The following is a 21,762-nucleotide window of genomic DNA, read 5'->3' as shown; positions in this document are numbered from 1 at the left end:
AGACAAATTTCGAGGGAGTAATGGAAGCCGTTATTACGGCTTCCACGTGAACACTTAACCAATAATAAAGTCTGTATTTCCCTGCGATAATGCAGCACTGGCTGCATTATCGGTTGTGTGATAGAAAGCAAGGTAGCTTTCATGAGCAAAAAAGCTCCGCTTGCTGAGCAAACGGAGCTTTATTTGGAGGGAAGTACCAATGGGAAGTTTTGATGAAAGGTCTTACATCAAGACAAGCCCATTTTCTAGTGCTTCGGTTTGATAGCTTCCAACCCCTGCTGCGAGGATGAAGACATCTTCACGATTTAGGTCTGTGTCCAAACGCGCTACCCAGTAAGTGATGTCGTTTTGTGTGAACGGTTCATCAACGACTTGGCTAGCCAATGCAGCAATAAAGCTGGCATCGTCTAGGTCTTGCCATTGTTCTTGGTAGGCCTCGGTTTGCATCAGAGCACTGGCCAACCCAGTCAGGCTGAGTTGATCGCTTTGGTAGGCGTTTAACTGCTCAAGGCTAGGCGCATTGCCTGTCATCAATTGCCCTAATGTTCCCAGTTGCAATAAAGCACTGCTGGATAAATTGGACGCAAAGAAGTCGAGTGTGCTGTTGCTAAACTCGACCTGCTCTATATCAATCAGCGTGTCGGTTTCAATATAAGCGCCGTCTTGATACACCAGTGCTAGTTCGCCGTCGCTGGTGAGTGTGAACTGATAGTCCTCACTGCTACGAGACTGGATAGCAATGTCATCGCCATCGCCTCCATCTAAACGGTCGCTACCATGACCGCCCACTAGCGTGTCATTGCCCGCGCCACCCGCGAGATCGTCATCGCCAATGTCTTCTTGCAGACCAGAGTTGGCTACATCCGTTGCTTGTGCCAGTTGCATCACCCCTGTGCCACCGTACAGTAGTTGGTTACTGTTGCTATCGGCGACTATATCCAGTAGCAGGGTTTCCCAAGAGCCACCGTTTTCAATAAAGCTGACGCCTTCATCGATGTCTTCTCGGGTAATGCTGATGTAACGCCAGAAGGTATCCAGCAAAGACAATACCTGTTCTTCTGTATCGTCTGTGGCACTGATATTCGCTTGCTTGCGCCAGTCGATGACCGCTTGTGCCGCGTAAGTTGATAGCGATGTGTCTGATGTTGCTGCCTCGTTTAATGCCTCTACTGTGTAGAGTTCACCATTAAACACCTTTTGCAAAATGGCCAAGGTTTTCAAGCGTGTGCTGTCGACACTTAAAAAGGCAAAGTCATCATTGGCTTGCAACAGACTGTCAGGAGCAGAGGACATGTCTCGTGCAATAACTTGGCCGTCGAAGACAAACGAAGCTTGGCTGTACCAGTCTCCCGTGAATTCAACGACGTTCGCAATGGAATCCGACAAGTCCAGCTCGTCAGGCGTGTACAGAGTGGTGATAATGCCATCACTGTTCAAGCTAAACACCAATTGACCATTGTCTTGCTGTGAGCCTTGGATTAAATCATCGCCAGTACCGCCACTTAGAGTGTCGTTGCCGACGCCGCCGATCACGGTATCATTACCGCTGTCACCGAAGAGTAAGTCATCGCCTCCTTTGGAGCCGACCACATCGTCACCTGCGCCGCCGTGGAGTTCGTCGTCTTCAGCACCCAGTACAATGTTTTGCGCATTGGCACCGGCGTAGACAATATTGGCCCCTTCACCGCCTCGAATCGTCACGTTGGTACCGACAATGACCGCAAACTCGATGTCATTAAGGTCCAACACCGTACCCGTTGGCAGGTTACGCGTGTCAATGACCAGCGCTTCTTGATAGGTGCTGTCCGATGAGCCTGTGATCTTAATCGCTTCCGACGTTGAAGAAGAACCATCGCTGGTCAGTTCGATCTGATTCACCCAAAGGTTCTCGGTGCTTTCGAGCGCTTCGAGGAAGGTGTTTCCCGAGTTTTCCATCTCGTTCAAATCTTCTTCGTCTTCCGCGCTGTCATTGATCAGAGTGATCAAATTGTCCAGTTTATTCTGCGTGCTGGCTGTGGTATTTGAGCGAGTCGTCACCCCGACACCCGTTGGCAGGCTCACTGTTGTTACTACCTGATTGCTGTCATTGTTGGCAAAATGCAACGGCACGTCAGCATTATTCGTGGTGGTATCAGAATCTTCCCGTGTTGATGAAACGGGCGTAACCGTCACTGTTTGAATAGTATTGCCGTCTTCGTCCTGTTCCTCAGACGTCGTCACATCCGCACCGTCGACTTGTTCAGAAGAGGTTGTCGGTGTTGTCGGAGCAGAGGGTGTTGAAGGGCGTGCGCCAACATCCATCGTTACAGTGTATGCTAGAGCGGAGTCATCCGTACCATCACTGACGGTAAAGGTAAACGATGCATAGCCTACTCCGGTGCCGCCGCTATCAGGAGTAAAAGTCAGGTCACCAATGTTTAAGGCATCAATCTGATCATTGGCATTAACATCTTGCCCTTGATATTGAAGCACGCCATCCGTTGGTAAACTTACGATGGTGATATGGTCTAACGTATCGCCACTGTCCACATCACTAAAGCCAAAGTCCGCTTCTTGGAAAGTGTAAGTGCCATTGTAGGACACAGACTCGGTGGTATCTAAAGAAGTAGGAGCGTCGTTAGTGCCATTCACAGTTACCGTAAAGGTTGAGTCAGCCGTATTACCTGCATCATCTTGTACTGTAATGCTTGCATTCGTGGTCTCGGCTGAACCTGAAACTAAGCTTTCAAACTCTCCATTTGGATCAAAACTCAGTGTGCCATCTGCGTTAATGGTAAAGAGACCACCGTTGCTACCTGTTACTGATTGACCGACATTGGATGCTTCTCCATTTACAGCTGTGACTGGGTGAGTACTGCTCGCACCGATGTCATTAGCTTGAATGGTTAGGTTGGCACCATTGAATGTTAGTAGGGCGTTACCAGCATCTTCGCTGACGTTAGCTGTATCGTCATTTAGCGTTGGAGCCGTTGTATCAAGTGCTAAGGTCAACGCAGCAGACTCAGCACTGCTGTTACCGGCCATATCAGTGATGACAATGGTGATGTCATTGCTACCTTCATTCAGCACTGTCTCAGCAAAAGTAAATGACCAATCTCCATTACTATCGGCACTAGTCGTATCCACTTCGTTACCTGCCACGCGCAAGGACACGCTGGCATTGGCTTCGGCTGTGCCATTAACGGACGGCGTAATATTGCTGGTAATGTTATCAATGTTGCTGATGCCGCTGTCAGAAGCAGCTGCTAAGTTTGGCGCAGAGCTGACTGGAGAGTTGGCATCGATGACATCGTTTACTTGGCTGATTGCGGTCGTGTATGCACTAGATATGTTGCCAGCACTGTCTTGCAGTGTCAGATTTACAGGGATATCACCGCTTGCCGCTATATCGGTGCCGCCTTCCGTAACAGTAAACTGAGCTGTGTAAGTGGTGCTGTCAGTTCGACTTAGATTGGTCAATGCAAAACCGCCAATCGTACCTGAGAGGTTGCTGTATTCAACTCCACCATCGTCAGCTACGGTAATGGTAACTGTCACCGTATCGCCTACTTTCATAGTGCTATTAGGTATTAAGACGGACTGAATATTCGGCGCAGTTGTGTCCACTGTCACCATCAACGAAGACGATGCTGTTGAGATATTGCCCGCTGCATCGGTCGCTTTAGCGGTCAGGGTATGAACACCATCCGCCAGAGCAGAGGTGGTAATCGACCAATCGCCAGAGCCATCTGCTGTGGCGGTGCCCAATACGGTGGTACCGTCGGTATCGTACAGCGTCATAGTGCTACCCGCTTCCGCGGTACCGCTGATCACAGGGGTGGTTGCGTTGGTCAGATCGTCGGAAGTGGAGTCGCCAGAATCGTTGGCGGTTGCCAGATCTAGAGTTACTGGCGCATTGGGTGCTTGGTTATCCACTGTGACATTATCAGTACCTGTCGTAGTGGTTGGATTGCTGGCATTGTCGATCACTGTGACTGAGACATTGGCGCTGTTTGAATTAATGCTGCCAGAAGCAATGATATAGGTTGCCGTCCATGTGTCGCTGCTATTGCTAGCGGCCACAGCACTGCCTCCGCCAAATTCAGAGAAATCAACAGTGACAGAGGAAATAGTGTCACTGTTATTGTCACCAGTTGCGCTATTGTCCCAAGTCGCGGTGACCGTATCGCCGATTATAAAGGCTCCATCTGTTCCTGAGCCACCAGAGACACTGATATTTGCCGCGCTAACTATTGGCGCAATGTCATCGCTCACTGTGATCGTGAAGGCTTCTTCATACGTATCGCTGCCATCGCTGGTTTGCACGCGTATGCTATAGCTGCCTTCGTTTAGGGTGCTGGCATCGGTTACCTGTAGTGAGCTGCCACTGATATTAAAGGACGAGTTATTAGTATCGCCATCGCCAGATACCAGAGAGTAAGTGAAGCTGCTGGAGTCCACATCTGTCGAGGAAAGTGTGCCAACGGAACCGTTTACACCAGCACTTTGAGCGACCGTCGTGCCGGATAAGCTAATATCCGTTGGAGTGTCGTTAGTGCCATTCACAGTTACCGTAAAGGTTGAGTCAGCCGTGTTACCTGCATCATCTTGTACTGTAATGCTTGCATTCGTGGTCTCGGCTGAACCTGAAACTAAGCTTTCAAACTCTCCATTTGGATCAAAACTCAGTGTGCCATCTGCGTTAATGGTAAAGAGACCACCGTTGCTACCTGTTACTGATTGACCGACATTGGATGCTTCTCCATTTACAGCTGTGACTGGGTGAGTACTGCTCGCACCGATGTCATTAGCTTGAATGGTTAGGTTGGCACCATTGAATGTAAGTAGGGCGTTACCAGCATCTTCGCTGACGTCAGCTGTATCGTCATTTAGCGTTGGAGCCGTTGTATCAAGTGTTAAGGTCAACGCAGCAGACTCAGCACTGCTGTTACCGGCCATATCAGTGATGACAACGGTGATGTCATTGCTACCTTCATTCAGCACTGTCTCAGCAAAAGTAAATGACCAATCTCCATTACTATCGGCACTAGTCGTATCCACTTCGTTACCTGCCACGCGCACGGACACGCTGGCATTGGCTTCGGCTGTGCCATTAACGGACGGCGTAATATTGCTGGTAATGTTATCAATGTTGCTGATGCCGCTGTCAGAAGCAGCTGCTAAGTTTGGCGCAGAGCTGACTGGAGAGTTGGCATCAATGGCATCGTTCGCTTGGCTAATTGAGGTCGTGTATGCACTAGATATGTTGCCAGCACTGTCTTGCAGTGTCAAACTAACGGGAATGTTGTTGCTAGCTAATACATCTGTACCACCACCTGTTACGGTAAACTCTGCAGTATAGGTAACGTTATTAGTGCGACTTAAATTACTGAGAGTAAAGCCGCCGATCGAGCCTATAAGACCGTTATATGTATCACCACCATCATCCGCAACTGTAATGGTTACTATAACCGTATCGTCAATTTTCATTGGGCTATTAGGGATGCTGACCGATTCAATCTCAGGTGGAGTGCTGTCAGGGGTGCCAACTGTATAGGATTCATTCGAACCTGTAGGTGTAACATTTACTAAAGCGTTACTATTCGCATCGCTAATGTTATGGCTGTCAGAAAGACTAATAGCGACCGTTCCATTCAGGTCGGCAAGGTCGCCGCCAGATACAGTCAAAAGAAAAGTTGAACCATTGACCGCAGATAAATTTGTGATCGTTGCTGTGGTACCGGAAATATCGAAATCATCAGTCGAGACATTGCTCACCGTTTCCGAAAATGCCACTTCAAAGACTAATGAGTCGGCTTCTGTCTGGGCGTCAGTAGGTGAGTAACGAGTAATAGAAGTGACAGTCGGTAAAATAGTGTCGACTGTGTGGACTGTGCCACCATTAAAACCAGTAAAAGCATTATTCTGATTGTCAATAATATCAGTAGACGATTTAATATCTAAACGTGCCGTACCTTCACCTCCTAACGAGTCTACTGTCACAGTATAGGTAGTACCACTTCCAGAAATACTGCTAATCGAGCCAGTGGCTGTACCAGTTGTAGTTAATTCAAAATCATCAAGAGAAACATTCGAAGCGGCAGAAGTAAAGATTACAGTATAGTCAACTGATGTAGTATTAGCAGGTTGAGTCTGTGGTGTAATGGTAGAGCTAAATACAACACTCACTATATCATAACGGATTGCATTTTGATAATGAACATAGAATTTATATGTCCCTACACTTAAGGGAGCGCCATAATATTTATAGGATGAAGAAAAGCTTCCAGATTGCCTGTCCATCGCTAGAGTTATATCTGTACCAGCGTTGTATTGGGCGTTGTTATCCATATCAAGCCATACAGTTCTCAGATACTGATCGGAAGAGCTATGAGTTCTTACATCAAAGTATAAGTTGTTATTTAAGGTGGTAATGCCATCGGTGCTGCTTTTCCCGTTATCAGAAACTGACGAAAGCTGTATTAAAGTAAAACACATTTAATTAATTCCTCTCATAAGATTTATGCTGAGCATCTTCCCTATATTGGCTGCGCCAAGACCTTTGATAAGTTCAACAGTCTTGTCTTGGTCAACTCCACTATTAATCGTTAGGAAAAACTCGATTGCACCCTTATCTTTTGCGAATTTTTTCATTTTTCGTATTAAGCTTGCTCCTAAAAAACCACCTCGTGCTTCGGGTTTGACATAGAACGTATAGTCCGCCCCATATAGTTGCTCCGAAAAGAAGTATCTGGAGATCAGGCAGAAAGCATACCCAACAATATCGTTATTCTTAATTGCCAAAAAAACTTCATTCTCAGGCGATAATATAAATTGCTTCGCAGTGGCTTTGATGGCACGTCGGCTTAGAGTGACGTGCTGCCATGCAAGCTCAGGGTAGGCGTGGAATTCGACTAAATCAGCGATAGCTTCCAAGTCTCCAAGTGTTGCGACGCGAACGGGCATAGCATGTCCTTATGAACAGGAAGAATGATTGAATATGTACGTTAAGATAAGTATAAAAAATAGCCATAGATTGTCTAATATTGGTAAAGAATGCGGAGATACTGTTTATGTATGAGGTGTAAATATGACTCTGATCAATCTCCCTAATGAACCTAGGATCATTAATACAGAGCAACAAGCGTTACTGACGCAACGTTTTTTAGTGCCAAACGCTGAACAGTTGTTTTGCCTGTTTACTGCCTTACGCAAACAATTAGACGAGTCACTGCAAGCTAAGCAGCCCGTTAAACTGGGTAAACCTTACCCCCTCGGGCAGTGCTTGGAGATTTCTCAAGTGTTTGAATGTGCGTTGAAGGAACTTAATGCCTCAACATTGAGTACTCCTGAGCATGTGACAGCGTTTCAAACTATCCAAGCTTTTCTGGTGGCAGGAGGAGAGTTTCGACAAGTCTGGGGGGATTTGCGTGGTGAGTACTTTCAGAACGCTTTCATACTAGGGAGCTGGTATGTGGATGTGGCTAACGATACCGTCAATCCCAATAAACCACCGGTTGAAATCCTGCCGTTAAACGAATCTGGTATGCGTCCGATTCAAAACTTTGCCCATTTTACTGTGATTGCAAAACGCTACTGGCAGGCGGTGTGTTTACCAAATATTGTGGTCCCTGAGTTAGCCCATCATTTTCCACTGATTGTGTTGCAGCCTAATGCTGGGCCGCAGTTGCAAGGTTTGTTTGATTATATGATCGCACTGACAAGACAAAGCGGTTTTCGTCTTAGCGAAGAGGCGCTCTTAGGGCTTTCTTTTCCAGAACCGTTATTGCACACCTTTCGGGACAATGGTTTGGCGTCCGCGAAAGTGCCTATTACTGTCAGTGAAGCAAAACAGTTGGCACTTAAATATTGTCAGCAGGCTCGTGACATCGGGATGCATAACGACTCATCTCAACGTGACCGAGCCATTCGACAGGCTTTGCAAGTGAATCGTACATGGCAGGATATGCGTGTCGAGTTTCATAGCAAATCGTAATTCATGGCATATTGATGTTAAAACGCTTCACTAGGCGTAAAGCGTTTTTGTAAGGGACTAGGCCTACTTAGGCAAAGTCGACCCCTTGTTCAACGCCAATAATCTCTGCACTAGGTAGCTCAGGTGCAACTTGTGCTGAGAAAGCTCCGCTATTGTAGTTCTCGGCGAGTGCTTCAAGGTCCGCATAGATTTCATCGAAATCAATGCTGTCAATGCCCAGACTGCTAAGATCCAGATTTTGTAGCATAAGCGTTATTTGTTCGATATATGAATCCCAATCCACACTGCTGAGTAATGTGCTGATGTAATCTTCAGTAATGCCAAACGCTACCAGGTACTCTGAGTAGTCGAAGCTAAAATCAAAGTCGTCATCGTCTTCATCATCGGAATCGACTTCCCAGTCATCCCAGCTCCAATCCATGTCGTCAAACAATGAGTTAAAATCAAAGTCGACCCATGAGTCGGTCAGGTTGTCGAGAGTGGTTAGCCAACTGTTATCTGATGCATAAGTGTTCGCTAAATTGGTCATCTGGGTCGACCAAGATGACCAGTCGAAGTCAGCTAGTGCGTCGACAATGCTGTCTCCCCATACGTCCCAGTCGAAGTTGCTAAGCGCTTCTAAATAGTCCTCAAACAAGCTGTCCCAATCACTAGACGCAATGTCTTCAACTTCTAGGTCCAACACATCGTCAAGATCTAAATCAAGACGTCCATACATGGCATCAAAATCACCATCTTCATAATCATCATCCCATACTGGTGCATCGTCTGTAGTAACCATGCCTAAATTGTTAAAAAAGCTTTTAACAATGTTGCCATCAATGTCGTCACTGTAGATTTCAGCCAACATGTCAAAAGTCACTTCGTATTGCGCTGCAACTTGGTAGATGGTCTCGGGTGAATCAAGGTTACTTTGGATAAACTGGCGGGCTTGGTCAACGGTGACACCAAATTTTGCTAAATGCTGTTCGGCAGGCATGGATTCTTACTCCTTGAATGGGTTTTGTAGGCAAAGGAAGTTTAGAATAAATAGGTGAGCTTGCGAAGTTTTTGCACAAAAAAAAAGACCAACAAATGTTGGCCTTTAAGTGTACTAAAGCTGAGGGATTAAAGCGTGGTTTTGCTGAACAGCTCGTCGTATTGTTCGAGAGTGTGCTCCGTCAGCTGACCTGTCTCAAGCAGTAAGTTAAGGTCAGATAACAAGTAGTCAGCTAAAGTTTGAGCGAATTTTAAGCGTACATCGTAGAGCTCAGTTCGGGCCTCTAATACATCAACTTGGCTACTAAGGCTCAAATCTGCTTGACGTTCTGCGGCTTCTAAAAAGGCTTGGCTAGATTTACGCGATTCATCTAGTGCAAGTAAACGTCCACGATAAGAGTTTAACTGCGCATAAGCCAGTTTGACGGTCTGTTTAACGTCAGACAACGTTTTTTCATAACGAGCTTGGGCAGCGTTATAGGAGGCTTCTGCTTGACGTGCTCTAGAGGAGGTTTGGCCGCCACTGTAAATCGGAATAGTCAGATCAACCGAAGCAACATAGTTGGTACTGTCTTCGTAAATATCTTCCGCATGACGATCAATGGCTGTCAGTGTGAAATCTAACGTTGGTAGGTGCTGGGCGCTACGTGATGCTGCTAATAACTCTTGACTGCGAACGTTTGCCATTTCAGCGAGTATCTGAGTATTGTCTAGCACCTTATTCATCCAGTCGCTCTGACTGCCTTTTTGCAGGTTCGGGATAACTTGTTGGCCCTGCTCTAACCAGCTTTTAGGTAGCTCCACATGTGTGCCAGTAATAATATCCAGCTGCGCTTGAGCATCCTCATATTCACTTTTCGCTTGTAACAAATCGCTTTTAGCAATGTCTCGACTGGATGCAACTTTAAGAACACTGAGTCGGTCGCCTACACCGAGTTCATCCATGCGCTGGGTTTGTTCTAGTTTAAGTTGCAGTGCCTCAAGTTTCTCTTGATTAATGTAAACCTGTTGTCCAGCCAGTAGTGCTTGAAGGTAAGCTTGGCTTAGTCTGTATATCAGCTCTTGTTCCGCTCTTGAGTAAGTGAACTCAGCACTTTTAACGGACTCTTTACTACTGCTATAGCTTTTCCAGGCCGCCACATTGACCAAGCTTTGCTGTAATCTTAGCTGAAAACTGTAGTCATCTTGTTCTTCATCGTAGCGAGCAGGGTTTGTCTCTACTTGCTCTGGGTTGGTGCCCTGGTCTTTAAACTCGGTATAGTAGTCATCTACTAGAGAGTAACGATAACTGGAACTAGCGCTGATTTGAGGCAGTAGCTGTGAAAGACTTTGATCATCTGCCTCTTGGTCCGCTTTGTATGAGTAAAATGCGTATTTCAACTCGGGGTCATTTTGCTTAGCAAATTCTAGTGCTTGAGCAAAACCCATCGTCAGAGGCTCGCTGCTCTCCTCAGCAAAAGTCGCTGAGGAGAGTGATGTACTGACGATTAGAGCAATAAACTGTGCTTTGAAAGGAAACGGCATTTATTTCTCCTTAAGACTGCGTGCGAAGCTATCTTCTAGAGGTTTCAATAGGTAATTAAATAGTGTTCGTTCGCCACGTTGGATCATGACTTCTGCAGGCATACCAGCTTTTAGCTTCATGTCTTCAGACATGTCAGAGCGCCCCTGTTCGGTAACTTGAATTCGCGCTAGGTAGTAAGGAGCTTGGTCTTGTTGCTCCAACAGACGATCGGCTGAAACGTTGACGACTACGCCTTCGATGATTTTAGTGGTGCGTGCATCGAATGCGGAGAAGCGAATATCAGCTTTTTGTCCGATGTACAAATCGTTGATGTCACGGGGTGACACTTTACTTTCAACGACGAAGCTATCGTCAGAGGGTACTAGATCCATCAAAGGTTGGCCTGGGTTTGCCACACTACCAACCGTGTGAATTTTCATATCGACGATAGTGCCGTCTTCAGGTGCGCGGATAATAGAGCGCTCTACACGATCTTTCGCCACTTGATATTTTTCTAGGATATCAAAGTAGTTGCCTTGTGTTTGTTTTAATCGTTCACCGACATCCTTCAAGTAATCTTGCTTGCGCGTTGCGATTTGCAATTGAGTTTCAGTATTCTGAATTTTTAAACGCGCCACCTCCGCTTGCGAAGAGTTGATTTCATTCTGAGTGGAAATAATAGAGCGGTTTAACTCGCGTGCGCGCTTATTGTCCCCTAAGCCCTCGTTATACAACGTGGTGTATGCTTTCTCTTCTTCCGCCAGTAACGCTAATTGCTTTTCAAGTCCCGAGATTTGAGCATTGATACCTTGGACTTGTGCATCGGTTTGCTCTAGACGGGTTTGTAGCGCTTCACTTTCTTGCTGGTAAGCAGACATACGAGCTGAAAGCAGGGCGTTTTGCTGCTGAAGAGCATTTGCGATGTCTTTATCCGTTTTCGCTGATTCCAATAAATCTTGCGAGAAGGTAACCGAGTCAGAGAAAGATTGTTCCGCGGTTAAACGCTCAAGTTCTGCTTTGAAAATTTGCATACGGGTGAAGCTGTTATCAAGCTGTGCTTGGAACTGCGCATTGTCCAGCTGAATAAGGGGTTGGCCTTTTTCAACTAAATCACCGTTACGCACGAAGATTTCTTGAACAATGCCACCTTCAAAGTGCTGTATGGTCTTGCGGTAGCTGTCTACCATCACTTCGCCCGGAGCGATCAAAGCACTGCTTAGCGGTGCTAGGGTACCCCATGCTGTAAAGGTACCTAGGGTCAGCAATAGGAACAGAATACCAAACCGAATATAGCGCTTATCGTTGGTTGGCACTTCCGGTGCGGGTGCTGCCATTTGCGGCGCAGACGGTTTCTCTTTTGAGTTGCCTGCAGGCGTTCCTGGCTTAGCCTCCGACGCAGGCTTCTTGACTGGCGTAATGGCCGCTAGCGCTTGTTTGTTTCCTGTCTGCTGGCTTGAAGCAGATTTTGGCTTATTCTCAGCTGCACTGCTTTTTTCAGTGCTGGCATTGTTTGTTGCAGGTTTTGCTTGTGCTTTTTCTGCTGGTGCAGATTGTGGCGTTTGTTTTGGATCGCCACTTTTACTGTCATGTTTTGTCATGCTCAATTACTCAATTTTGTCAGTCGTTAATGGTGTGGCTAAGCGCGTTTGGCGTTGTCTTCCGCCGCCTTTTGACTTACAAGCTTCTGCATCACTTCGTCTTTAGGGCCAAATAGTTGAAGTTGGCCTTCGCGTAAGACCATAAGTTTGTCGATGCTTTTCAAGATCGAAGTTCGATGACTGATGACAAATGTGGTGATTTTCTCTTGTTTCAAGATGTTTATGGTTAGGCTCAGTGCAAACTCGCCTTGTTCATCAAGGTTTGAGTTCGGCTCATCCAATACAACAATTTGTGGGTTGTCATACAGTGCGCGGGCTAGACCAATCCGTTGACGTTGGCCGCCTGATAGTGCACCGGAATCAACACCGATCTTAGTGTCGTAGGCATCCGGTAGCTGCAGAATAAGCTCATGTACACCTGCTTTTTTAGCCGCGGCTACCACTTTGTCTGGGTCGACATTGGTAAAGCGGGCAATGTTTTCACTGACTGTACCGTTAAACAACTCAATATCTTGTGGCAGATAACCAATATGTGGGCCAATCTCATCTCGGTTGTAGTGTTGTACTTCCGCGCCATCAATACGAAGAGAGCCGTTCAATGTGGGCCAAATCCCAAGGATTGCTTTTGCAAGGGTTGATTTACCTGCAGCACTTGGGCCAATGATGCCCACTGATTCGCCTGGTTGGACTTTAAAGGACATGGACTTGACGGTTGCAGTTTTAGAGCCTGGAGGCGCAACGAACAGGTTTTCTGCTTGCACTTCACCGGCAGGTTTTGGCAGCGTCATGTTGCGATCTTCTTGTGGAAACTCTGCTAATAGTTCATCTAATCGACCGCGCGCAGCACGAGCGTTGTTAAAGCCTGACCAACTATTGATTAACAAATCTAGAGGAGCCAAAGCGCGTCCAAGAAGAATCGAGCCTGCGATCATCATGCCCGGTGACATTTCGTTTTGTACAACGAAGTAGGCACCCAAACCTAAGATGGAAGATTGGAAAATCATGCGTAGAACTTTACTTAAGTTAGCGAATACACCTGCGCGATCACTTGCGTCGGTTTGTTTTGCAAGAAACGCTTTATGTTGATCTTTCCAGCGCCCCATGATGTTTGGCAACATGCCCATTGCATGAAGCACCTCTGCGTTGCGTAGGTTACTAGTTGCTAAGTTTTGAGCTTTGATGTTTTCACCGTTGGCTTCCATCAACATTTTCTTAGTGAATTTCTCATTGAAAATGGCAATGCAAAGTAGGATAGCGCCAGCGCCCAAAGCAAACCAACCAAAGGCTGGGTGGAACAAGAACAGCAGTCCAATGTAAATTGGGAACCATGGCGCGTCAAAGAACGCAAAGAGGCCATTGCCCGTCATAAACTGACGAATACTTGTTAAATCGTTTAGTGGCTGAGCCGTGCGGCGCCCGGGAATTTTCACACCTGCTTTAAACATAGAAGTGTAAACGCGGTGGCTTAGGAATTGGTCGATCTGATTCGAAACACGAACCAAAATGCGTGAACGAACCCATTCCAAAACCCCGAGTACACCGAAAAGAAATATCATGATTATGGTAAGGAATAAAAGAGTTTCTAGACTTCTCGAAGTGACGACTCGATCGTACACTTGAAGCATGTAGAAAGGGGCTGTCAGCATTAGAATGTTGATGAACAAACTAAAGAATCCAGCAGCCATAAAACCCTTTTTACTCGCCTTAATTGCGCTGGATAAGTCGTCTGCGGCTTGTGAATTTTTCATTAGGAAAACTGTCTCTGTGTTAGTTGTATTGCTGTGTGGTCACAGGAATGTTTCAGGGTTATGAGGCCGTAACATAATATTACAACCCCATCCATAGTAGTTTTGACGTTACTAAAATGAGAAAACGTCGTCACCTTCACCGAATAGTTCATCAATATTAGGTTGTTCTTGAGAGGTGTTTACCTGCTCTAGCATTTCATCGTAAATACGAGTCAATGACATTAAACCTTTCAATCTAAACTGAGAGCTGTATTGCAAACTGGCCAAATGTAGGGCCCCTGAACGCTGCAAGTCTGCAATTTCCTCATCCTTGAGCTGATTGATTTTATTTAGATTGGCTCTAAAAAGGTTCTGAGGGAGATTCGTGAAAGGGGTATCTTTATCCAGCTTAAGCTCTTTAGCAAGGTTCCAGTGTTCAAGTACACCGTATTTTTGCAATTTCATAATCATGGTTTGCGTTTTACGGTGGCCCTTGGTTAATTCGCCAAGAAAGTGTAAAGCAGTATTCAGCTGTTTACCGAGTTCCCCTTTTTCGTCAAAGAAAGGAATTGCACCGTCTTCAGAAGCATCAACTATGTGCTCTTCACGAATGTTAAGTTGTAGTTTTTGAGGCTCAGCTGGGTCGGGTAGAATGGCGAACGGTTCGCTGCGGTAGATGGCGGGCATGTAGCCTCCTAGCCATCGGCCGTTTGGAAGCACCATTAAGTTGCGATCGTTATCCAGTGACTGAATGGCAACAAGGTCAAGGAATTTCTTACCTTGTGATTCACCAAGTCTAAATGCAACGGGGAGGTGTTGAGAAATGTTTGGGATTTCTTCCCAAACAATATTGGCAACAGGCAAGTTTTGTGCAAACAATAAATTTTGCGTGGGTTTGTAGCCAGATGCTCCATGTTCTGAGCGTTTAATTAAAACGTATGCCATGCTAATACTCCAATCCTGCGGCGTAACTAAAAAATTTTGATGGCGCATTCTAGCAGAGAGTCCCCTCAAGAATGTGACCACACGCACTTCTGTGTAACTTCGTGTGCAGTAGACTACCACCTTTTGTACACAATCCGCAGTAAAGAGCCTGTTTTAGGTGTGGATATGTGTTACATTTTGACAACTTTTTAAATGATCCATAATAAGGGGTAACAATGGCAACACTAACAGTGGAAGGAAAGCAATACGATCTAGATTCTTTATCGGTTGAGGCTAAAGCAAATGCAAATGCCATCACTTTTACAGACACGAAAATTAAACAGCTTGAGCAAGAGCTGATGATGGCTCGTGCAGCACGTGCTTTCTATGTTTCAGAATTAGTGAAAGCGCTTCCAAGTGAAGAAAAAACTCCTGCCAAAAAGACAACGACACGTAAGCGCTCCACGACTGCGAAATCTGCCGCTAAGCCTGCTGCGAAACGTACTACCGCTGCAAAAACTTCTACTCGTTCTAAAGATGCTGCTAAATAGTAGTAAAACTGAACATGGCTACTTGCGTATCAATTAAAAGCGTCACCTTGCGTTATTCTCCTGAAGAGGACCGTTTACTCTTGCGCTGTCAGTCTGATGAGGGCATTTACCCGACATGGTGGACCCTTAGGCTTTGGCAACGAGCTTTTCCTGTATTAGTTCAATGCTTGGAAAAACAAGTCGTTACTTCTAGTGCTGCTGCGACTGAATTTTATCAAAATTTAGCGCAACAAAAGGCAGATGAAGTCCTTATGAAAGAGACAAATCGTGCCCAAAAAGAGAAGACTTTGTCTTCAGATGCTGAAGAAAGTCTGCAGACGACCATTGATACGCAATTTTCTGAGCCAATGCTTTGTGCAAAAGTTGAGTTCGCTTTCAAAAAGAATTCGCTAACAATGATGATGTTTGGTGTTAATGAGACATTGCGACTGGATGTGCAAATGTCTTATCAGCAACTGCGACAGTTTTTACTTGCTCAAACTAGATGTTTGCAGGCGTCTGAATGGCCAAAAGAGATTCCTGACTGGCTGTTGCCCGAGCAAAATGCGTCCTCTAGTGTGGGTGCATCGTTACATTAGCCCATTTTTAATGAAACACTCTGAATGCATAAATGGTATCAGCAATCTCTTTGTATTGGATAGAGTATGAAATTATTAATTACAGGTGGCGCAGGGTTTATTGGCAGTGCCGTGGTACGTCATGTGTTGCAAGACACAACGCATGAGGTAGTGAATTTAGATAAGCTGACGTATGCTGGGAATTTGGAGTCGATCCCTGAAAATTTGATTGATTCCCGTTATGTATTTGAACAAGTCGATATCTGTGATATGGCTGAGCTGAAGCGTGTCTTCGAGCAGCATCAACCTGATGCAGTGATGCATTTGGCGGCGGAAAGCCATGTTGACCGCTCTATAGATGGTCCTGGTGACTTTATTCAAACAAATATAGTCGGTACTTACACGCTTCTTGAAGCGGCTAGAGGCTACTGGCAGCCGCTATCGGACAATAAGAAAACGGCGTTCCGTTTTCATCATATTTCAACCGATGAAGTATATGGCGATTTACCGCACCCTGATGAGGTTGCTGAAGGTGAGGCTTTGCCTTTATTCACCGAAACCACGTCTTATGCGCCGAGCTCTCCCTATTCTGCAAGTAAAGCAAGCTCTGACCATTTAGTTCGTGCTTGGCGTCGTACTTACGGTTTACCCACCATTGTAACGAATTGCTCAAACAACTATGGCCCTTATCATTTCCCTGAAAAGCTCATTCCACACATGATTTTGAATGCGTTAGCGGGGAAAGCATTGCCAGTGTATGGTGATGGGTCGCAAATTCGCGATTGGTTGTACGTTGAAGACCATGCTCGCGCATTAGTAAAAGTGGTATGCGAAGGTGAAGTAGGAGAAACCTATAATATTGGCGGTCATAACGAAAAACGCAATCTAGAGGTTGTGCATACATTGTGTGACTTGTTGGAAGAGCTTGTGCCAACCAAACCTGAAGGTGTGCAGTCTTACCGAGACCTGATTACGTTTGTGAAGGATCGTCCGGGGCATGATGTGCGTTATGCCATTGACTCAGGCAAGATAGCTGATGAATTGGGCTGGACGCCAGAGGAGACATTTGTTTCTGGTATGCGTAAAACCGTGGAGTGGTACTTGTCAAACCAAAACTGGTGGCAGCGTGTGTTAAGCGGTGACTACCAGTTGGATCGCCTAGGCGCGTAGGAACCTCGTAGTACGGGGGAGTGCGAAGTTGCTTTCCCGGACGGAGCTGGGGCATACGAGTGGTTGAGAGGGGCTTCCCTATTGTAGGACCTCGCTGTGCGAGGGAAAAGATCCCGCGGAAACCGCGGCCCTACAAGGAGGCTAGATTGATTTTTTATAGAGCAGAATTCAGTGAAAAAACGTAAAGGGATTATCTTAGCAGGCGGTAGTGGGACTCGACTTCACCCGTTGACACTTGGCTGCTCGAAGCAGTTAATGCCAATTTACGATAAGCCGATGATTTACTATCCCTTGTCGGTTCTTATGTTAGCCGGCATTCGAGAAGTATTGATCATTACTACGCCAGAAGATCAGGAAAGTTTCCAAAAACTGTTAGGCGACGGTAGCTCATTCGGAGTTGAGCTATCCTATGCAGTACAACCCTCACCAGATGGATTAGCTCAAGCTTTTATCATCGGGGAAGAGTTTATTGGTGAGGATAATGTTGCTTTGGTGCTTGGCGATAATATTTTCTTTGGCCAGCATTTCTCCGAAAAGTTAAAACAAGCAGCAGAACAAACCTCGGGTGCAACGGTATTTGGCTACCATGTCACAGACCCAGAGCGCTTTGGTGTGGTCGAGTTCGATGATCATGGTAAAGCGATCAGCATTGAAGAGAAACCAAAAGCACCACGTTCTAACTTCGCTGTCACTGGGCTGTACTTTTATGATAACGATGTGGTGAATATTGCTAAGAAAATCTCGCCCTCACCACGAGGTGAGTTGGAGATCACGGATATTAATCTGGCCTACTTGGAACGTGGTGATTTGCATACGGCCCTTTTAGGGCGTGGCTTTGCTTGGCTCGATACTGGAACGCATGACTCATTATTGGAAGCAGGGCAGTTTGTACAAACCGTCGAGCACCGACAAGGCCTTAAAATTGCCTGCTTGGAAGAGATTGCCTATCGACAAAACTGGATTGATCGTGAGCAATTGCTGTCCGCTGGCAACACATTAAAGAAAACAGGCTATGGCCAATATTTATTAAAGGTAGCTGACGGTTATCAATAGGAATAGATTTGCATGAATGTCATCAAAACCAACATCGCTGATGCTGTAATCATTGAACCAAAAGTGTTTGGTGATGAACGCGGCTTTTTCTTGGAAACTTTTCAAGCTGAACGTTATAAAACATTAGCCGGTATCGATTTTACGTTTGTCCAAGACAACCATTCGCGCTCCTCAAAAGGCGTACTACGAGGGTTACATTTTCAGAAGTCAAAGCCGCAAGGAAAGTTAGTTCGCGTTGTACGTGGTGAGGTATTTGATGTGGCGGTCGATATCCGTAAAGGCTCACCAACATATGGTCAATGGGCAGGCGTTCTTTTAAATGAAGAAAGTAAGCGTCAGTTCTGGGTACCCCCAGGCCTTGCGCATGGTTTTGTTGTGTTGTCTGATGTGGCTGACTTTGAGTATAAATGTACGGATTATTATGACCCTTCCGATGAAGGTTGTTTAGTTTGGAATGATCCTGAGGTAGGAATAGACTGGCCGATCGATTTTGAACCACAATTGTCTAGTAAGGATCAACTTGGTTTGACGTTAGCACAATTGGGAGAATAGTGTATGCGTATATTGCTTACAGGGAAAAATGGTCAACTCGGGCGTTGTTTGCAAGATGCGATAAACAGATCTCAGCATCATCTCGTGGCGTTTGATTCGCAACAGTTGGATGTGACAAACAGACAGAAAGTCGCGGATATTGTTGTATTAGAAAAGCCCGATATAATCGTTAACGCATCAGCTTATACTGCAGTGGATGCAGCCGAATCCGCTCCAGAGATGGCTTTCGCTGTTAATCATCTTGGAGTCGAAAATTTAGCGCTTGCGGCGCAAACACTTGGTATTCCGGTGATACATGTGTCGACCGATTACGTGTTCGATGGCAGTGCTGTTGAGCCATATACTCCAAGTGCCGAGACCTTTCCTCAAACGGTTTATGGTGCCTCAAAGCTGGCCGGTGAGAAAGCTTTGGCTGAGCATTGTGTCCAATATTTGGTACTCAGAACGGCATGGGTGTTTAGTGAGTACGGTCAGAACTTTGTAAAAACTATGCTCCGTCTCGGGCAAGAGCGTGATGTTTTAAGTGTTGTTTCGGATCAATATGGTTGTCCAACCTACGCAGGCGATTTGGCAAAGGCGATCGTTTGTTTGTGTGATGAGTTTCAGGCGACAGGAGAGCTGGCTTGGGGGGTGCATCACTATGCCGGGGATCTGCCAACGAGTTGGCATGGTTTTGCGAGAACTATATTTGCTAAAGCCTATGCGCTCGGATTACTTGACTCGATTCCAACTTTAACAGCGATCAGCACAGCACAGTATCCGACACCCGCTAAACGTCCAGAATACTCCGTGTTGAGTTCAGCAACACTTAGTCATTTATCCTTGAAGCCATCTCCATGGCTGTCTTCACTAGATCTTGTATTAAATAGTATCAGTAGAGATCTACAAGGTGAATAGTTTGCCTCGTTTTGCCATCTTGCTAGCGGCATATCAAGGAAGGCGTTGGATTGAGGAGCAGGTTGACAGTATTTTATCTCAATCTGGTGTACAAGTTTCCATCTTTATTAGTGTCGATGCTTGTACAGGCTCCGTGAAAGAAGATGGTACTTTTGATTGGTGTAAAAAACTGTCTGAAAGATCGGATAATGTATACCTGCTGCCTTACGGGGAACGCTTTGGCGGTGCTGGAGCAAACTTCTTTCGTTTACTAATGGATGTTGATTTCTCCGACTTTGATGCGGTCGCGTATGCGGATCAAGATGACATATGGTTTGAGGATAAGCTGAGCTGTGCTTGGCAGAAAATCTCGTCAGGAACGTATTTGGCCTATTCATCAAATGTGACGGCCTTTTGGCCTGATGGCCGGGAATTGCTAGTGCGCAAGTCCTATCCGCAGCAACGTTATGATCACTACTTTGAAGCTGCTGGACCGGGGTGTACTTATGTGCTTCATATAAACGCAGCACAGCGCTTACAAGATTTTGTGCGAGAGCATAAATCTGTACTTGGGCATATTGAAATCCATGATTGGTTTACATATGCCTTTTGTCGTGAGCAAGCTATTCCTTGGTATATTGATGAGCGATCAACTTTACTGTATCGACAACATGAAACTAATCAACTGGGTGTAAATCAAGGTTTTACTGCCTTCTTAAAACGATTGAAGCAAATTATGAGTAAGTCCTATCGTTATCAAGTGGAGACTATTACTCACATTCTCTCTCCAGACTTGCTTGGTAAAATGACCAGCTATCGATTTCGTTTGACTCATGCTTTACAGTGTAGAAGACGCTTACGAGATCGCTTTGCTCTGCTTATTATGTTTTTATTGTGTATCTACTGATCTGATGTTGATAGGTGATTATTTGCTAAGTTCTTTGGTGAGAAAAAGTTCAATAAAGCGCTATCAAGATCGTCGTGTTCCTTTTTCTTATGCTTTTGTCGATCTTTTTCTACCTGGGATTATTTTATCTCTTTTGCATGGTTTGTTTGGCTCCGGCTCTTGGGATGGAGAATATCAATGGATGACAGCTTTAAGTGGGATTTTCTTTGCTACTTGTATTGGCATCCAAGGTGGATATAGCCGCTATAATGAACGTGCTTTTGCCAAGAAGCTTGAGGTAACATTTAAAACGTGGTTTTTAAATGTTTTTTTCTTACTGGTTATACTGTTCTTTTATCTATCAAGTTTGAAGTTTGAACGCTGGATTGTATCTGTTTGGGTAGTTATTACACCGTTTGCGGTTATGTTCACAAAAGTGATGATTCAGCGTTATTCGCGTGGTTTTGCTCAAGCAAAAATTCAAGTGGCGGTACTTGGTCGCCATTATGAATTTAATGAGTTGGAATACGCAATGCTTGAATTTCAAGGCGTAGAACTTACTTATTTTAGTCTCAGCGATAGCGTGGATATTGAAGAAAATATCCTTAAAATGGCGCCTGATTACCTATTGCTTAACTTGGAAGCACCCGCTACAAGCCAGCTAATCAAGGAGTTGACCCACCTCGATTTGAAGGGTATTCGACTCATTGTGCTGCATCGATTTATGGAAGCGTTTCTACGGAAGTGTTACATTCCTTACGACGGTGAGGATCTAAGCTACCTTGAAAAAATCCGCTCGTACTCATTGAAAAATTATCTTCTAAAGCGTGCCATCGATTGGGCGGCAGTGATAGGTATAGGGGTAGTTTGTTCGCCGCTGATTTTGCTGTCAGTGTTTAAAATACGCCAGCAGTCCCCAGGAAGTGCCTTATTTCGTCAGTGTCGAGTAGGGCTAAGAGGTGAGAACTTTGTTGCGCTCAAGTTTCGAAGCATGCATGAGGATGCACACTTTAATCCATACACTCAAAAAGAAGATCCGCGCATTTTTCCGTTCGGGAATACCATGCGAAAGTTTCGTATCGATGAGTTACCTCAGCTTTGGAATGTTGCCCGTGGTGAAATGCATCTAATTGGTCCGCGAACAGAATGGGATATTTTGGTTGAGGGCTATGAAAAAGAAATACCGTACTATCATGAACGACATTTAGTTCGCCCGGGGATCTCAGGATGGGCGCAGGTCTGCTATCCTTATGGTGCAAACCTCGAAGATGCCCGTCAAAAGTTAATGTATGACTTGTATTACATTAAACACTGGAGTGTTTGGTTGGAACTGGAGACGATTTTACGAACAGTGGTGGTCGTGTTAGGTAGACAGGGACATTGAGGATTGCGTTGGTAGGAATCGTGTAAC

Annotated in this window: 16 protein-coding genes; 9 read left to right on the top strand and 7 right to left on the bottom strand. The window is 45.5% G+C overall.

All coding sequences use genetic code 11. The annotated features are described in order from the left end of the window. Nucleotides 1-222: 222 nt before the first annotated feature. Nucleotides 223-6,477: a beta strand repeat-containing protein gene (locus tag ACXAC1_RS04105; protein WP_475059079.1), complete on the bottom strand. Its 6,255-nt coding sequence runs from the start codon at nt 6,475-6,477 to the stop codon at nt 223-225. After that, nucleotides 6,478-6,945, bottom strand: a complete 468-nt coding sequence (locus tag ACXAC1_RS04100; protein ID WP_475059076.1) for an N-acetyltransferase family protein — start codon at nt 6,943-6,945, stop codon at nt 6,478-6,480. It lies immediately after the preceding gene. 124 nt (nt 6,946-7,069) lie between these two features. Here ACXAC1_RS04100 and ACXAC1_RS04095 point away from each other — a divergent pair, with 124 nt between their 5' ends. After that, nucleotides 7,070-7,975 (top strand): hypothetical protein, encoded by a 906-nt coding sequence (locus ACXAC1_RS04095; RefSeq protein ID WP_475059072.1) that lies wholly within the window; start codon nt 7,070-7,072, stop codon nt 7,973-7,975. Nucleotides 7,976-8,042: 67 nt separating this feature from the next. Here ACXAC1_RS04095 and ACXAC1_RS04090 read toward each other — a convergent pair whose 3' ends face one another. The 5 genes from ACXAC1_RS04090 to ACXAC1_RS04070 all read right to left on the bottom strand — a co-directional run bounded on the left by ACXAC1_RS04090 (nt 8,043) and on the right by ACXAC1_RS04070 (nt 14,727). Beyond that, nucleotides 8,043-8,954 (bottom strand): hypothetical protein, encoded by a 912-nt coding sequence (locus ACXAC1_RS04090; protein WP_475059070.1) that lies wholly within the window; start codon nt 8,952-8,954, stop codon nt 8,043-8,045. 128 nt (nt 8,955-9,082) lie between these two features. Beyond that, on the bottom strand, nt 9,083-10,477 hold the full coding sequence (locus tag ACXAC1_RS04085; protein ID WP_475059067.1) for a TolC family protein: 1,395 nt from the start codon (nt 10,475-10,477) through the stop codon (nt 9,083-9,085). Beyond that, a complete protein-coding gene (locus ACXAC1_RS04080; protein WP_475059065.1) occupies nt 10,478-12,055 on the bottom strand; it encodes an HlyD family type I secretion periplasmic adaptor subunit in 1,578 nt (525 codons plus the stop codon). Nucleotides 12,056-12,093: 38 nt separating this feature from the next. Next, on the bottom strand, nt 12,094-13,803 hold the full coding sequence (locus ACXAC1_RS04075; RefSeq protein ID WP_475059063.1) for a type I secretion system permease/ATPase: 1,710 nt from the start codon (nt 13,801-13,803) through the stop codon (nt 12,094-12,096). A 111-nt stretch (nt 13,804-13,914) separates the two neighbouring features. Beyond that, nucleotides 13,915-14,727: a SapC family protein gene (locus tag ACXAC1_RS04070; protein WP_475059060.1), complete on the bottom strand. Its 813-nt coding sequence runs from the start codon at nt 14,725-14,727 to the stop codon at nt 13,915-13,917. A 215-nt stretch (nt 14,728-14,942) separates the two neighbouring features. Here ACXAC1_RS04070 and ACXAC1_RS04065 point away from each other — a divergent pair, with 215 nt between their 5' ends. The 8 genes from ACXAC1_RS04065 to ACXAC1_RS04030 all read left to right on the top strand — a co-directional run bounded on the left by ACXAC1_RS04065 (nt 14,943) and on the right by ACXAC1_RS04030 (nt 21,735). Continuing rightward, the gene (locus tag ACXAC1_RS04065) at nt 14,943-15,257 is read left to right on the top strand and encodes a DUF6447 family protein (protein ID WP_475059057.1); all 315 of its coding nucleotides are present in this window, start codon (nt 14,943-14,945) and stop codon (nt 15,255-15,257) included. 14 nt (nt 15,258-15,271) lie between these two features. Further along, nucleotides 15,272-15,835, top strand: coding sequence for a hypothetical protein (locus ACXAC1_RS04060; protein ID WP_475059055.1), 564 nt, complete (start codon nt 15,272-15,274; stop codon nt 15,833-15,835). 66 nt (nt 15,836-15,901) lie between these two features. Beyond that, nucleotides 15,902-16,984, top strand: coding sequence for a dTDP-glucose 4,6-dehydratase (gene rfbB / locus ACXAC1_RS04055; protein WP_475059053.1), 1,083 nt, complete (start codon nt 15,902-15,904; stop codon nt 16,982-16,984). A 171-nt stretch (nt 16,985-17,155) separates the two neighbouring features. Continuing rightward, the gene (gene rfbA, locus ACXAC1_RS04050) at nt 17,156-18,037 is read left to right on the top strand and encodes a glucose-1-phosphate thymidylyltransferase RfbA (RefSeq protein ID WP_475059050.1); all 882 of its coding nucleotides are present in this window, start codon (nt 17,156-17,158) and stop codon (nt 18,035-18,037) included. 12 nt (nt 18,038-18,049) lie between these two features. Further along, nucleotides 18,050-18,589 (top strand): dTDP-4-dehydrorhamnose 3,5-epimerase, encoded by a 540-nt coding sequence (gene rfbC / locus ACXAC1_RS04045; RefSeq protein WP_475059047.1) that lies wholly within the window; start codon nt 18,050-18,052, stop codon nt 18,587-18,589. A gap of 3 nt (nt 18,590-18,592) precedes the next feature. After that, entirely contained in the window at nt 18,593-19,486 is an 894-nt protein-coding gene (gene rfbD / locus ACXAC1_RS04040; protein WP_475059044.1) for a dTDP-4-dehydrorhamnose reductase, read from the top strand. A gap of 1 nt (nt 19,487) precedes the next feature. Continuing rightward, complete coding sequence (locus ACXAC1_RS04035) at nt 19,488-20,372, top strand: glycosyltransferase family protein (RefSeq protein WP_475059041.1); 885 nt, start codon at nt 19,488-19,490, stop codon at nt 20,370-20,372. Between the two features lie 22 nt (nt 20,373-20,394). Further along, nucleotides 20,395-21,735 (top strand): sugar transferase, encoded by a 1,341-nt coding sequence (locus ACXAC1_RS04030; protein WP_475059038.1) that lies wholly within the window; start codon nt 20,395-20,397, stop codon nt 21,733-21,735. The last annotated feature ends 27 nt before the right edge of the window (nt 21,736-21,762 follow it).

Source organism: Marinomonas sp. AWM4_232 (genome assembly GCF_056158325.1).
This window is presented reverse-complemented; position numbering and strand designations above follow the sequence as displayed.

Coding starts and splice junctions, on each gene's coding strand:
- ACXAC1_RS04105 (WP_475059079.1), bottom strand. CDS start 6,477: ATGTGTTTTACTTTAATACAGCTTTCGTCAGTTTCTGATAACGGGAAA.
- ACXAC1_RS04100 (WP_475059076.1), bottom strand. CDS start 6,945: ATGCCCGTTCGCGTCGCAACACTTGGAGACTTGGAAGCTATCGCTGAT.
- ACXAC1_RS04095 (WP_475059072.1), top strand. CDS start 7,070: ATGACTCTGATCAATCTCCCTAATGAACCTAGGATCATTAATACAGAG.
- ACXAC1_RS04090 (WP_475059070.1), bottom strand. CDS start 8,954: ATGCCTGCCGAACAGCATTTAGCAAAATTTGGTGTCACCGTTGACCAA.
- ACXAC1_RS04085 (WP_475059067.1), bottom strand. CDS start 10,477: ATGCCGTTTCCTTTCAAAGCACAGTTTATTGCTCTAATCGTCAGTACA.
- ACXAC1_RS04080 (WP_475059065.1), bottom strand. CDS start 12,055: ATGACAAAACATGACAGTAAAAGTGGCGATCCAAAACAAACGCCACAA.
- ACXAC1_RS04075 (WP_475059063.1), bottom strand. CDS start 13,803: ATGAAAAATTCACAAGCCGCAGACGACTTATCCAGCGCAATTAAGGCG.
- ACXAC1_RS04070 (WP_475059060.1), bottom strand. CDS start 14,727: ATGGCATACGTTTTAATTAAACGCTCAGAACATGGAGCATCTGGCTAC.
- ACXAC1_RS04065 (WP_475059057.1), top strand. CDS start 14,943: ATGGCAACACTAACAGTGGAAGGAAAGCAATACGATCTAGATTCTTTA.
- ACXAC1_RS04060 (WP_475059055.1), top strand. CDS start 15,272: ATGGCTACTTGCGTATCAATTAAAAGCGTCACCTTGCGTTATTCTCCT.
- rfbB (WP_475059053.1), top strand. CDS start 15,902: ATGAAATTATTAATTACAGGTGGCGCAGGGTTTATTGGCAGTGCCGTG.
- rfbC (WP_475059047.1), top strand. CDS start 18,050: ATGAATGTCATCAAAACCAACATCGCTGATGCTGTAATCATTGAACCA.
- rfbD (WP_475059044.1), top strand. CDS start 18,593: ATGCGTATATTGCTTACAGGGAAAAATGGTCAACTCGGGCGTTGTTTG.